This window comes from Stenotrophomonas sp. CS3K5, assembly GCF_059515225.1.
Genome location: NZ_JCAKRX010000001.1, coordinates 545247 through 556833, shown reverse-complemented (window position 1 = coordinate 556833; position 11587 = coordinate 545247). Strand labels below are relative to the sequence as shown.

Genomic DNA, 11587 nt, shown 5'->3' with positions numbered 1-11587 from the left:
CCCGGTGGCAATGGACGAAGGTCTGCGCTTCGCCATCCGCGAAGGCGGCCGTACCGTCGGCGCCGGCGTGGTCTCGAAGATCATCGAGTAATCTGGTAGTATCTGCGCCCCGATGTTGCCTGGGTAGGGCATCGGGGCGTATCAAATGGGAAAGCAGGCACAGGATGTGCCTTGTGTTCCCCGGACCAGGAAGGGTCAATGCCATTCAGGCGGCGTCAACAGGCGACTGTTGACAGCTGCCTTGCGTGCCATTATGCTTCTACGTCTGGGCAGGCCTGGGAACGGGTCTGCCTACGTTTTTGAGGTCTACGGATTGACCTTGTCGGCCTGCAGGAGTGTGGGCCGTCCGTATTCAGGAATTTCATGGGACAAAGCAACCCAGAGGCTTTGTCTGTCGCTCTTTTAACGAAGGAACCTACCGCCATGGCGGACCAAAAGATCCGGATCCGGCTGAAAGCGTTCGATCATCGTCTGATCGACCGTTCGGCCAGCGAGATCGTTGAAACGGCAAAGCGGACCGGCGCGCAAGTGCGTGGCCCGATCCCGCTGCCGACCAAGATCGAGCGTTACACCGTTCTCGTCTCCCCGCACGTCGACAAGGACGCGCGTGACCAGTACGAGACCCGCACGCACAAGCGCGTGCTCGATATCGTTGACCCGAATGACAAGACCGTGGACGCGCTGATGAAGCTCGAACTGGCTGCCGGCGTCGACGTTCAGATCAAGCTGACCTGAGGACTACGACCATGACGAAGAAGTATTCGTTGGGCTTCGTGGGCCGCAAGGCCGGCATGAGCCGCGTGTTCACCGAAGATGGTCGTTCCATCCCGGTGACCCTGATCGAAGCAACCCCGAACCGCATCGCGCAGATCAAGACCGTCGAAACCGACGGCTACAGCGCCGTGCAGGTGACCGTCGGCGCGCGTCGCGCTGCCCTGGTCAACAAGCCGGAAGCCGGCCACTTCGCCAAGGCGAAGGTGGAAGCGGGTCGTGGCCTGTGGGAATTCCGCGTTGAAGACGCGCAGCTCGGCGATTTCGCCGTTGGCGGCGAAGTCAAGGCGGACATCTTCGAAGTCGGCCAGATCGTCGACGTCCAGGGTGTCACCAAGGGTAAGGGCTTCCAGGGCACCATCAAGCGCCACAACTTCCGTATGGGCGATGCAACCCACGGTAACTCGCTGTCGCATCGCGCGCCGGGTTCGCTGGGTCAGCGCCAGACCCCGGGTCGCGTTTTCCCGGGCAAGAAGATGTCGGGCCACATGGGCGCGGTGCAGCAGAGCACCCAGAACCTGGAAGTGGTCAAGGTCGACGTCGAGCGCGGTCTGATCGCGGTTCGCGGCGCCGTTCCGGGCGCGGCGGGTGGCGATGTGATCGTCCGTCCGGCGAGCAAGGCATAAGGAGAGATGACGATGGAACTCGTTATCACGGGTAGCAACAACAAGGTCTCGGTCTCCGAAGCCGTGTTCGGTCGCGATTTCAGCGAAGATCTGGTCCACCAGGTCGTCGTTGCTTACCGCAACGCCGGTCGCGCCGGCACCAAGGCACAGAAGACTCGCTCCGAAGTGGCTGGTACCACCAAGAAGTCGAAGAAGCAGAAGGGCGGCGGCGCGCGTCATGGCGCACTGACGGCTCCGATCTTCGTCGGCGGCGGTGTCACCTTCGCGGCCAAGCCGCGCAGCTTCGAGCAGAAGGTCAATCGTAAGCAGTACCGTGCCGCCATGTGCGCGATCCTGTCCGAGCTGAACCGTCAGGGCCGTCTGACCATCGTGGAGGCCTTCGATGTCGAAGCCACCAGCACGAAGGGTCTGATTGCCAAGCTGGCCGGCCTGGAAGTGGGCAAGCGCCCGCTGATCGTCACCGAAGATGCCTCCGAGCACCTGTACCTGTCCGCCCGCAATCTGCCGTACGTGCAGGTGCGTGACGTCCAGGGCCTGGATCCGGTGTCGCTGGTCGGTGCCGACACGGTCGTCATCACCGCTGACGCGGTCAAGAAGGTCGAGGAGTGGCTGGCATGAACAGCAACGAAAAAATCTTCAGCGTGCTGCGTGCCCCGCGTGTCTCCGAAAAGACCGCGCGCCTGCAGGAACTCTCCAACCAGTATGTCTTCGAAGTTTCGAACGAAGCCACCAAGGCCGATGTAAAGGCCGCGGTTGAGCAGCTGTTCGACGTCAAGGTCGAAGCCGTCAACGTGGTCAACGTCAAGGGCAAGAACAAGTCCTTCCGTAACCGTGCTGGCCGCCGCGGCGATTGGCGCAAGGCGTACGTTCGCCTGGCCGACGGCCAGTCGATCGATGTAACGGCCAAGGCCTGAGGTACATCCCATGCCATTGATGAAATTCAAGCCCACTTCCCCCGGTCGTCGTTCGGCCGTGCGCGTGGTCACGCCCGACCTGCACAAGGGTGCTCCGCACGCCGCACTGGTCGAGTCGCAGAGCCGCTCGGGTGGTCGTAACCACCACGGCCGCATCACCGTGCGTCACGTCGGTGGTGGTGCCAAGCAGCACTACCGCATCATCGACTTCAAGCGCAACAAGCTGGGCATCCCGGCGCGCGTGGAACGCATCGAATACGATCCGAACCGCACCGCCCACATCGCCCTGCTGTGCTACGTCGACGGTGAGCGCCGCTACATCATCGCCCCGAAGGGTCTGAAGGCTGGTGATCAGGTGATCGCTGGTTCGGACGCCCCGATCAAGGCCGGCAACACCCTGCCGCTGCGCAACATCCCGGTCGGTACCACCATCCACTGCATCGAACTGAAGCCCGGCAAGGGCGCTCAGATCGCCCGCGCCGCTGGTGCGGCCGTGCAGCTGGTGGCCCGTGAAGGCATCTACGCCACCCTGCGCCTGCGCTCGGGTGAAATGCGTAAGGTTCCGGTCGAGTGCTGCGCCACCATCGGCGAAGTCGGCAACGACGAGCACAGCCTGGAAAAGCTGGGCAAGGCCGGTGCCAAGCGCTGGCGCGGCGTCCGCCCGACCGTTCGTGGTGCTGCCATGAACCCGGTTGACCACCCGCACGGTGGTGGTGAGGCGAAGGCCGGCCAGGGTAACCCGCATCCGGTCACCCCGTGGGGTGTCCCGACCAAGGGTTACAAGACGCGCCATAACAAGCGCACTCAGCAGTTCATCGTCCGCGATCGTAGGGGCTAATCGACCATGGCACGTTCACTCAAGAAGGGCCCGTTCGTCGATCACCACCTCGTCAAGAAGGTGGAGGCCGCTGCGGGCAGCAAGAAGCCGATCAAGACCTGGTCGCGCCGTTCGATGATCCTGCCTGACATGGTAGGCATCACCATTGCCGTGCATAACGGCAAGAACCACATCCCGGTTCTCGTCAACGAGAACATGGTCGGCCACAAGCTCGGCGAATTTGCCATCACCCGGACCTTCAAGGGTCACGGTGGTGACAAGAAGTCGGGCAAGTAAGGAGAGATGACAATGGAAGCGAAAGCCATCCTGCGCACTGCGCGCATCTCCCCGCAGAAGGCTCGTCTGGTCGCTGACCAGGTGCGCGGTCTGCCGGCCGAGCGTGCGGTCAACCTGCTGAAGTTCTCGGACAAGAAGGCTGCCCACCTGATCAAGAAGGTGGTGGAGTCGGCTATTGCCAACGCCGAGAACAACCAGGGCGCCGACGTCGACGAGCTGAAGGTTCAGACCATCATGGTTGATGAAGGTCCGACCCTGAAGCGTTTCATGGCGCGGGCGAAAGGCCGCGGTACCCGCATCCTCAAGCGCACCAGCCACATCACTGTGGTTGTGGGCGCCGGCAAGTAAGCGGATAAGGAAAAGACCATGGGTCATAAAGTTCATCCGATTGGTATCCGTCTCGGTATTTCCAAGGACTGGAACTCCAAGTGGTACGCCAACAAGGCCGAGTTCGCTGGTTACCTGGCAGCCGACCTGAAAGTGCGCGAAATGCTGCGCAAGAAGCTGGCTCAGGCCGGCATCAGCAAGATCCTGATCGAGCGTCCGGCCAAGACCGCTCGCGTGACGATCCACACCGCCCGTCCGGGCGTGGTGATCGGCAAGCGCGGTGAGGACATCGAGAAGCTGCGCAAGGAAGTGAGCGAGATGATGGGCGTCCCGGCGCACATCAACGTCACCGAAGTGCGCAAGCCGGAACTGGACGCGCAGCTCGTTGCCGAGTCGATCGCCCAGCAGCTGGAGCGTCGCATCATGTTCCGCCGCGCCATGAAGCGCTCGGTCGGCAACGCGATGCGCCTGGGTGCCCTGGGCATCAAGGTCAACGTGGGTGGCCGCCTCAACGGTGCAGAAATCGCCCGTTCGGAGTGGTACCGCGAAGGCCGCGTGCCGCTGCACACCCTGCGTGCCGACATCGACTATGGCTTCGCTGAAGCCAAGACGACCTACGGCATCATCGGCATCAAGGTCTGGATCTACAAGGGCGAAGTCTTCGATTTCTCCCAGGTTGGCCAGGAAAAGCAGGACGACACCCCGTCGCGCAACGATCGTCACGATCGCGGCGACCGTGGTGACCGTCAGCGCCCGGCTCGTGAAGCGAGGTAACGACAATGTTGCAACCCAAGCGAACCAAGTACCGCAAGGTACACAAGGGCCGTAACGAAGGCCTGAGCTGGAGCGCCAACGCTGTCAGCTTCGGCGAATACGGCCTGAAGGCAACCGCACACGGTCAGCTGACCGCGCGTCAGATCGAAGCGGCCCGCCGCTCGATCAGCCGCTACGTCAAGCGCGGCGGCAAGATGTGGATCCGCGTGTTCCCCGACAAGCCCATCACCAAGAAGCCCATCGAAGTTCGAATGGGTTCGGGTAAGGGCAACGTGGAATACTGGGTGGCCCAGATCCAGCCCGGCCGCATGATCTATGAAATCGAGGGTGTTACCGAAGAAGTGGCACGCGAGGCGTTCCGCCTGGCCGCCGCCAAGCTCTCGGTCACCACCACTTTCGTGACCCGTACGGTGCGCTGATGGATATCAAAACTCTCCGTGAAAAGTCGGCTGACGAACTGAAGGCCCACCTGATCGACCTGCGTAAGGAACAGTTCTCTGTCCGTATGCAGCAGGTCACCGGCCAGCTGCCGAAGACCCACGACATCCGCCGGGTCCGTCGCGAGATTGCTCGCGTCAAGACCCTGCTCGGCAGCACGAAGTAAGGATGGCCGCTATGAGCGACAATACTGAAAACAAGACGCTGCGCACGGTCGAAGGCCGTGTCGTCAGCAACAAGATGGACAAGACGGTTACCGTCCTGGTTGAGCGTCAGGTCAAGCACGCGCTGTACGGCAAGTACATCAAGCGCTCGACCAAGCTGCACGCCCACGATGCCGACAACGCCTGCAAGGAAGGCGATGTCGTCCGCGTGACCGAGATCGCTCCGATGTCCAAGACCAAGAACTGGCGCGTGGTGGAAGTCATCACGCGTGCGGCTGAATAAGGAGTCTGAATCATGATCCAGATGCAGAGCTACCTTGACGTCGCGGACAATTCGGGTGCCAAGCAGGTGATGTGCTTCAAGGTGCTGGGTGGTTCCAAGCGCCGTTACGCCGGCATCGGCGACATCATCAAGGTCACCGTGAAGGATGCGATTCCGCGCGGCAAGGTCAAGAAGGGTGAAGTGTATGACGCCGTCGTGGTGCGTACCCGCAAGGGTGTGCGTCGCGCCGACGGCTCGCTGATCCGCTTCGACGGCAACGCTGCCGTTCTGCTGAACAGCAAGCAGGAGCCGATCGGCACCCGTATCTTCGGGCCGGTGACCCGTGAACTTCGTTCGGAGAAGTTCATGAAGATCGTCTCGCTCGCTCCCGAAGTGCTGTGAGCGACAGGAGATAATCATGGCTAACCGTATCAAGAAGGGCGACCAGGTCGTCGTCAACACCGGCAAGGACAAGGGCAAGCAGGGCGAAGTCGTCCGCGTCGACGGCGACCGCGTGGTCGTCGCCAACGTGAACATCGTCAAGCGCCACACCAAGCCGAACCCGCAGGCAGGCGTTGCCGGCGGCGTGGTCGAGCGTGAAGCTTCGATCCATATCTCCAACGTGAATGTGCTGAACCCGGCTTCGGGCAAGGGCGAACGCGTTGGCTTCAAGGTGCTGGAGGATGGACGCAAACTGCGTGTGTTCCGCTCCAGCGGTGAGGCGCTCGACGCCTGAGGAATGTGAAGATGACTTCCCGTCTCGAAAAGTTCTACAAGGAAGAAGTGGTGCCGGCGCTGATGAAGCAGTTCGGCTACACCAATCCGATGGAAGTGCCGAAGCTCGTCAAGGTCACCCTGAACATGGGTGTCGGCGAAGCGGCCACCAACAAGAAGATCCTGGAAAACGCCGTCGGCGACATGACCAAGATTTCCGGCCAGAAGCCGGTTGTCACCAAGTCGCGTATCTCGGTTGCGTCGTTCAAGATCCGTGATGGCTGGCCGATCGGCTGCAAGACCACGCTGCGTCGCCACAAGATGTACGAGTTCCTGGACCGCCTGATCAACATCTCGCTGCCGCGCGTGCGCGACTTCCGTGGTGTTTCCGGTCGTTCCTTCGACGGTCGCGGCAACTTCAACATGGGTGTGAAGGAACAGATCATCTTCCCGGAAATCGACTTCGACGCCGTCGACGCGATCCGCGGTATGGATATCGCCATCACCACCACTGCGAAGACCGACGCGGAAGCGAAGGCGCTGCTGGCAGCGTTCAAGTTCCCGTTCCGTAACTGATCTGTCGAGGAAACCGAAATGGCAAAGACCTCCATGGTCAACCGCGACATCAAGCGGGAAAAGCTGGCCAAGAAGTACGCTGACAAGCGTGCGGCTCTGAAGAAGATCGTGTCCTCGGTGGACGCGAGCTACGACGAGAAGATCGAAGCCGCTACCAAGCTGGCCAAGCTGCCGCGCGACTCGTCGCCGAGCCGCCAGCGCAACCGCTGCGAGCTGTCCGGCCGTCCGCGTGGCGTTTACAGCAAGTTCGGCCTCGGCCGCAACAAGCTGCGTGAAGCCACCATGCGTGGCGACGTCCCGGGCCTGCGCAAGGCCAGCTGGTAATCCCAGCCGGCCCTGCGATCAGGAGCCCCCCGTGGGCTCCTGAACCGGGGAGGGGAGGCATTCAGCTTCCCTTCTGCGAAAAAACCCGAAGAGCCCGACGCAAGTCGGGCTCTTTTGGCGTATACTCCCGCGTCTTGCCCTGTGCAAACCGGGTTTTAGGGCGGGCCACTGGCCTGCCGCAAGAAGGGACCTGGCCCGTTTCCAGGAGACAACAGATTTTCGCGAAAGCGGATATCGGTGCACTCAAAGGTACTCATATGAGCATGACTGATCCCATCGCCGACCTGCTGGTCCGCATCAAGAATGCGGCTGCGGTTGGCAAGCAGACGGTGAAAGCCCCGTCGTCCAAGATCAAGGTTGCGATCGCCCAGGTCCTGAAGGACGAGGGTTACATCACCGACCTGCGCGTGACCCAGCTGGAAAACAACAAGTCCGAGCTGGAAATCGTGCTGAAGTATTTCGAAGGCAAGCCGGTCATCGCGACCCTGAAGCGCTTCTCGCGTTCGGGCCTGCGCCAGTACCGCGGCAAGAGCGAGCTGCCGAAGGTCATGAACGGCCTGGGTATCTCCATCATTTCCACCTCCAAGGGCATCATGACTGATGCGCAGGCGCGCCAGCTGGGCGTCGGCGGCGAAGTCCTGTGCTTCGTGGCCTAAGGCGAAAGGAGTAGAACTATGTCCCGCGTAGCCAAGAAGCCCGTCGACCTGGGTAAGGTTGAACTGAACGTCCAGTCCGAATCCGTCACCGTCAAGGGCCCGAAGGGCACCCTGTCGCTGGCCAAGCCGGCCGGCATTGCCATCAACGTCGACAACGGCGTTGCCACCCTGAGCACCGAGAATGCTGAGCTGGTCGCGCTGACCGGTACCGTGCGTGCGATCCTGTCCAACATGGTCAAGGGCGTGTCCGAAGGCTTCGAGCGCAAGCTGGAGCTGGTCGGCGTGGGTTACCGCGCCGCCATGCAGGGCAAGGACCTGAGCCTGTCGCTGGGCTTCTCGCACCCGGTCGTGTTCGTGGCGCCGGAAGGCATCACGCTGTCGACCCCGACCCAGACCGAGATCCTGGTCCAGGGCGCTGACAAGCAGGTCGTCGGTGAAGTCGCCGCCAAGATCCGTGCGTTCCGCAAGCCGGAACCGTACAAGGGCAAGGGCGTGAAGTACTCCGACGAAGTCATCATCCGTAAGGAAGCCAAGAAGGCCTAATTAGGTCCTTCCGCTTTCAAGGGAAAAACAAAATGAACAAGAACATCGCCCGCCTGCGTCGCGCCAAGTCGACCCGCGCCCACATCCGTGAGCTCGGCGTTGCCCGTCTGTCGGTGCTGCGCACCGGTCAGCACCTGTACGCCCAGGTCTTCACTGCCGACGGTTCCAAGGTGCTGGCTGCTGCCAACACCACCCAGGCCGACATCAAGGAAGGCCTGAAGAACGGCAAGAACGCTGACGCCGCTGCCAAGGTTGGCCGCATCGTCGCTGAGCGCGCCAAGGCCGCCGGCGTCGAGAAGGTTGCCTTCGATCGTTCGGGCTACCGCTACCACGGCCGCATCAAGGCCCTGGCAGAAGCCGCCCGCGAAGCCGGCCTGCAGTTCTAAGGGATAAGGGCAGGGGACTTCGCGTCCTCTGCCCGCCTGCTCGCCAGCCTGAGTGAGGCTGGACGGCGCCGCTCTTCTGCAGCGGCCCACCGGAACGACGCGTCACTCCACAACCATAAGCGGCCTCGAGCCGTACATACCCAAACAACCAAGGAATCAACATGGCAGAAGAGCGTCAGCAGCGGGGTCGCGATCGCGACCGTAACCGCGAAGAGAAGATCGACGACGGCATGATCGAAAAGCTGGTCGCGGTCAACCGCGTCAGCAAGACCGTCAAAGGTGGCCGCCAGTTCACCTTCACCGCCCTGACCGTGGTCGGCGACGGCGAAGGCAAGGTCGGTTTCGGCTATGGCAAGGCCCGCGAAGTGCCGGTCGCCATCCAGAAGTCGATGGAGCAGGCTCGCAAGAACCTGGTCAGCGTTGACCTGAACAACGGCACCCTGTGGCACACCATCAAGGATGGTCACGGCGCAGCCCGCGTATTCATGCAGCCGGCTTCGGAAGGTACCGGCGTCATTGCCGGCGGTGCCATGCGTGCCGTGCTGGAAGCGGTTGGCGTGAAGAACGTGCTGGCCAAGGCCACCGGCTCGCGCAACCCGATCAACCTGGTGCGTGCCACCGTGAAGGGCCTGACTGCAGCGCAGTCGCCGGCTCGCATCGCGGCCAAGCGCGGCAAGAAGGTGGAGGAACTCAACCATGGCTAATGAGTCCAACAAGACTGTGAAGGTGCGCCTGGTGCGCGGCCTGCGTGGTGCTCAGTCGCGTCACCGCCTGTCGGTGCGTGCTCTGGGTCTGAACAAGCTCAACGATGTGCGTGAACTGAAGGACAGCCCGCAGGTCCGCGGCCTGATCAACACCGTTCACTACCTCGTCAAGGTTGAGGAGTAATCGATCATGACTCTGCGTCTCAATGAACTGAGCCCGGCACCGGGCGCCCGCACCGAGCGCACCCGCGTCGGTCGCGGTATCGGCTCGGGCCTGGGCAAGACTGCCGGCCGCGGCCACAAGGGTTCGTTCGCCCGCAAGGGTGGCGGCAAGATCAAGGCTGGCTTCGAAGGCGGCCAGACCCCCATGCAGCGTCGTCTGCCGAAGATCGGCTTCCGTTCGCCGATCGCCAAGGACACCGCTGAAGTGCTGCTGTACGCGCTGGACAAGCTGCCGGCCGGTGAGATCGACTTCGCCGCCCTGCGTGCTGCCAAGCTGGTCCCGAGCACTGCCAAGAAGGCCAAGGTCGTCGTCAAGGGCGAAGTGACCAAGGCATTCACCCTGAAGGGTATTGCTGCCACGGCTGGTGCCAAGGCCGCGATCGAAGCTGCCGGCGGCAGCGTAACGGAGTAAGAAAATCATGGCGCAAGCTGGCATCGGTAACCTCGCGGGCGGAATGGGCAAGTTCACTGAACTTCGCCAACGTTTGCTGTTCGTCGTCGGGGCTTTGATCGTCTATCGCATCGGCTGCTACGTGCCGGTGCCGGGCGTCAATCCCGATGCCATGCTTGCCATGATGCAACAGCAGGGCGGCGGCATCGTGGACATGTTCAACATGTTCTCGGGCGGCGCCCTGCACCGTTTCAGCATCTTCGCGCTGAACGTGATGCCGTACATCTCGGCATCGATCGTGATGCAGCTGGCCGTGCACATCTTCCCCGCCCTGAAGGCGATGCAGAAGGAAGGTGAGTCCGGTCGCCGCAAGATCACCCAGTATTCGCGCATCGGCGCCGTGCTGCTGGCAGTGGTGCAGGGCGGTTCGATCGCGCTGGCCCTGCAGGGCCAGGTCTCGCCGTCGGGCGCTCCGGTCGTGTACGCACCGGGCATGGGCTTCGTGCTCACCGCCGTGGTCGCGCTGACCGCCGGCACCATGTTCCTGATGTGGGTCGGTGAGCAGGTCACCGAGCGCGGCATCGGCAACGGCGTGTCGCTGATCATCTTCGCCGGTATCGTGGCGGGCCTACCGGGTGCGGTCATCCACACCTTCGACGCCTACCGCGACGGCAACATCCAGTTCATCCAGCTGCTGCTGATCGCCATCGTCGTGCTCGCCTTCACCTTCTTCGTGGTGTTCGTCGAGCGTGGCCAGCGCCGGATCACGGTCAATTACGCGCGCCGCCAGGGCGGTCGCAACGCGTACATGAACCAGACCTCGTTCCTGCCGCTGAAGCTCAACATGGCCGGCGTCATCCCGGCGATCTTCGCCTCGAGCCTGCTGGCCTTCCCGGCCACCCTGGCCATGTGGTCCGGCCAGGCGGCCAACCAGAGCAGCTTCGGCCAGGTTCTGCAGAAGGTCGCCAATGCCCTGGGCCCGGGCGAACCGCTGCACATGATCGTGTTCGCCGCACTGATCACCGGCTTTGCGTTCTTCTACACCGCGCTGGTGTTCAACTCGCAGGAAACCGCCGACAACCTGAAGAAGTCCGGCGCGCTGATTCCGGGCATCCGTCCGGGCAAGGCCACCGCCGACTACATCGACGGCGTGCTGACCCGCCTGACCGCGGCCGGCTCGGCCTACCTGGTGATCGTCTGCCTGCTGCCGGAACTGATGCGCACGCAGCTGAACGCCTCGTTCTACTTCGGCGGTACTTCGCTGCTGATCGTGGTGGTGGTGGTGATGGACTTCATCGCCCAGGTGCAGGCGCACCTGATGTCCCACCAGTACGAGAGCCTGCTGAAGAAGGCCAACCTGAAGGGCGGCAACCGCGGCGGCTTTGCCCGCGGCTGATTGGCCTGTTATACTTTCGTCTTCCTGACGTGATGGTCCCTCCGCTTCGCGGACTCCGGCCACACAAACGAAGGGCGGCCCCCGCAGCGGTTCCGGGTGGGGGTGTGATGAGGTGGTCCCGCGCTGGAGTAGCGCGGGCGGCTCCGGGGGAAACCCCAGGTCCAACCCCATCCGGCGCCGGAGCCTGGGCACACTCCCCAGGCCGGGTTCATGAAACCAATGGTTTCACGGGCTTCCATGTAAACCGGAACCTTGTTAGTATCGCTAGTTCACTTTTTTGATCCA

23 protein-coding genes are annotated in these 11587 nt (G+C 62.5%); all 23 read left to right on the top strand.

The annotated features are described in order from the left end of the window. The coding region (locus tag AC5YGJ_RS02635; RefSeq protein WP_488349877.1) for an EF-Tu C-terminal domain-related protein at positions 1–91 on the top strand (91 nt) is incomplete at its 5' end. 332 nt (positions 92–423) lie between these two features. Further along, positions 424–735 (top strand): 30S ribosomal protein S10, encoded by a 312-nt coding sequence (rpsJ, locus tag AC5YGJ_RS02630; RefSeq protein WP_005408208.1) that lies wholly within the window; start codon positions 424–426, stop codon positions 733–735. 11 nt (positions 736–746) lie between these two features. After that, positions 747–1397: a 50S ribosomal protein L3 gene (gene rplC / locus AC5YGJ_RS02625; RefSeq protein WP_004145336.1), complete on the top strand. Its 651-nt coding sequence runs from the start codon at positions 747–749 to the stop codon at positions 1395–1397. A gap of 12 nt (positions 1398–1409) precedes the next feature. After that, positions 1410–2015: a 50S ribosomal protein L4 gene (gene rplD / locus AC5YGJ_RS02620; RefSeq protein WP_057497304.1), complete on the top strand. Its 606-nt coding sequence runs from the start codon at positions 1410–1412 to the stop codon at positions 2013–2015. After that, the gene (gene rplW / locus AC5YGJ_RS02615) at positions 2012–2311 is read left to right on the top strand and encodes a 50S ribosomal protein L23 (RefSeq protein WP_004145338.1); all 300 of its coding nucleotides are present in this window, start codon (positions 2012–2014) and stop codon (positions 2309–2311) included. The genes rplD and rplW overlap by 4 nt, the downstream gene beginning before the upstream one ends. A 10-nt stretch (positions 2312–2321) precedes the next feature. Beyond that, the gene (gene rplB, locus AC5YGJ_RS02610) at positions 2322–3149 is read left to right on the top strand and encodes a 50S ribosomal protein L2 (protein WP_004145339.1); all 828 of its coding nucleotides are present in this window, start codon (positions 2322–2324) and stop codon (positions 3147–3149) included. 6 nt (positions 3150–3155) lie between these two features. Next, positions 3156–3425: a 30S ribosomal protein S19 gene (gene rpsS / locus AC5YGJ_RS02605; protein WP_005415413.1), complete on the top strand. Its 270-nt coding sequence runs from the start codon at positions 3156–3158 to the stop codon at positions 3423–3425. Positions 3426–3437: 12 nt separating this feature from the next. Next, positions 3438–3773, top strand: coding sequence for a 50S ribosomal protein L22 (rplV, locus tag AC5YGJ_RS02600; protein ID WP_080375339.1), 336 nt, complete (start codon positions 3438–3440; stop codon positions 3771–3773). Between the two features lie 18 nt (positions 3774–3791). Further along, positions 3792–4526, top strand: a complete 735-nt coding sequence (gene rpsC / locus AC5YGJ_RS02595; protein ID WP_004145350.1) for a 30S ribosomal protein S3 — start codon at positions 3792–3794, stop codon at positions 4524–4526. A gap of 5 nt (positions 4527–4531) precedes the next feature. Continuing rightward, on the top strand, positions 4532–4945 hold the full coding sequence (rplP, locus tag AC5YGJ_RS02590; protein ID WP_025879305.1) for a 50S ribosomal protein L16: 414 nt from the start codon (positions 4532–4534) through the stop codon (positions 4943–4945). Next, entirely contained in the window at positions 4945–5130 is a 186-nt protein-coding gene (gene rpmC, locus AC5YGJ_RS02585) for a 50S ribosomal protein L29 (protein ID WP_004154487.1), read from the top strand. The genes rplP and rpmC overlap by 1 nt, the downstream gene beginning before the upstream one ends. Before the next feature lie 11 nt (positions 5131–5141). Further along, positions 5142–5411 carry a 30S ribosomal protein S17 gene (rpsQ, locus tag AC5YGJ_RS02580; protein WP_053519744.1) on the top strand — a complete coding sequence of 90 codons (270 nt, stop codon included), beginning with the start codon at positions 5142–5144 and terminating at the stop codon, positions 5409–5411. Positions 5412–5423: 12 nt separating this feature from the next. Further along, complete coding sequence (gene rplN / locus AC5YGJ_RS02575; protein WP_004145357.1) at positions 5424–5792, top strand: 50S ribosomal protein L14; 369 nt, start codon at positions 5424–5426, stop codon at positions 5790–5792. A 16-nt stretch (positions 5793–5808) separates the two neighbouring features. After that, complete coding sequence (gene rplX / locus AC5YGJ_RS02570; protein WP_053519745.1) at positions 5809–6126, top strand: 50S ribosomal protein L24; 318 nt, start codon at positions 5809–5811, stop codon at positions 6124–6126. 11 nt (positions 6127–6137) lie between these two features. Next, positions 6138–6680 (top strand): 50S ribosomal protein L5, encoded by a 543-nt coding sequence (rplE, locus tag AC5YGJ_RS02565; protein WP_004145361.1) that lies wholly within the window; start codon positions 6138–6140, stop codon positions 6678–6680. Between the two features lie 18 nt (positions 6681–6698). Beyond that, complete coding sequence (gene rpsN, locus AC5YGJ_RS02560; RefSeq protein ID WP_107229957.1) at positions 6699–7004, top strand: 30S ribosomal protein S14; 306 nt, start codon at positions 6699–6701, stop codon at positions 7002–7004. Positions 7005–7261: 257 nt separating this feature from the next. Continuing rightward, on the top strand, positions 7262–7660 hold the full coding sequence (rpsH, locus tag AC5YGJ_RS02555) for a 30S ribosomal protein S8 (protein WP_005408210.1): 399 nt from the start codon (positions 7262–7264) through the stop codon (positions 7658–7660). A gap of 18 nt (positions 7661–7678) precedes the next feature. After that, positions 7679–8203: a 50S ribosomal protein L6 gene (gene rplF / locus AC5YGJ_RS02550; protein ID WP_107229958.1), complete on the top strand. Its 525-nt coding sequence runs from the start codon at positions 7679–7681 to the stop codon at positions 8201–8203. A gap of 32 nt (positions 8204–8235) precedes the next feature. Further along, on the top strand, positions 8236–8589 hold the full coding sequence (gene rplR, locus AC5YGJ_RS02545) for a 50S ribosomal protein L18 (RefSeq protein WP_107229959.1): 354 nt from the start codon (positions 8236–8238) through the stop codon (positions 8587–8589). Positions 8590–8750: 161 nt separating this feature from the next. Beyond that, entirely contained in the window at positions 8751–9293 is a 543-nt protein-coding gene (gene rpsE / locus AC5YGJ_RS02540) for a 30S ribosomal protein S5 (protein WP_005415419.1), read from the top strand. Then, entirely contained in the window at positions 9286–9477 is a 192-nt protein-coding gene (rpmD, locus tag AC5YGJ_RS02535; protein WP_004145412.1) for a 50S ribosomal protein L30, read from the top strand. Before rpsE ends, rpmD begins: the two co-directional genes overlap by 8 nt. Before the next feature lie 6 nt (positions 9478–9483). Then, positions 9484–9927, top strand: a complete 444-nt coding sequence (gene rplO / locus AC5YGJ_RS02530) for a 50S ribosomal protein L15 (RefSeq protein ID WP_004154498.1) — start codon at positions 9484–9486, stop codon at positions 9925–9927. Between the two features lie 7 nt (positions 9928–9934). After that, complete coding sequence (secY, locus tag AC5YGJ_RS02525) at positions 9935–11302, top strand: preprotein translocase subunit SecY (protein WP_005415420.1); 1368 nt, start codon at positions 9935–9937, stop codon at positions 11300–11302. Positions 11303–11587 lie beyond the last annotated feature (285 nt).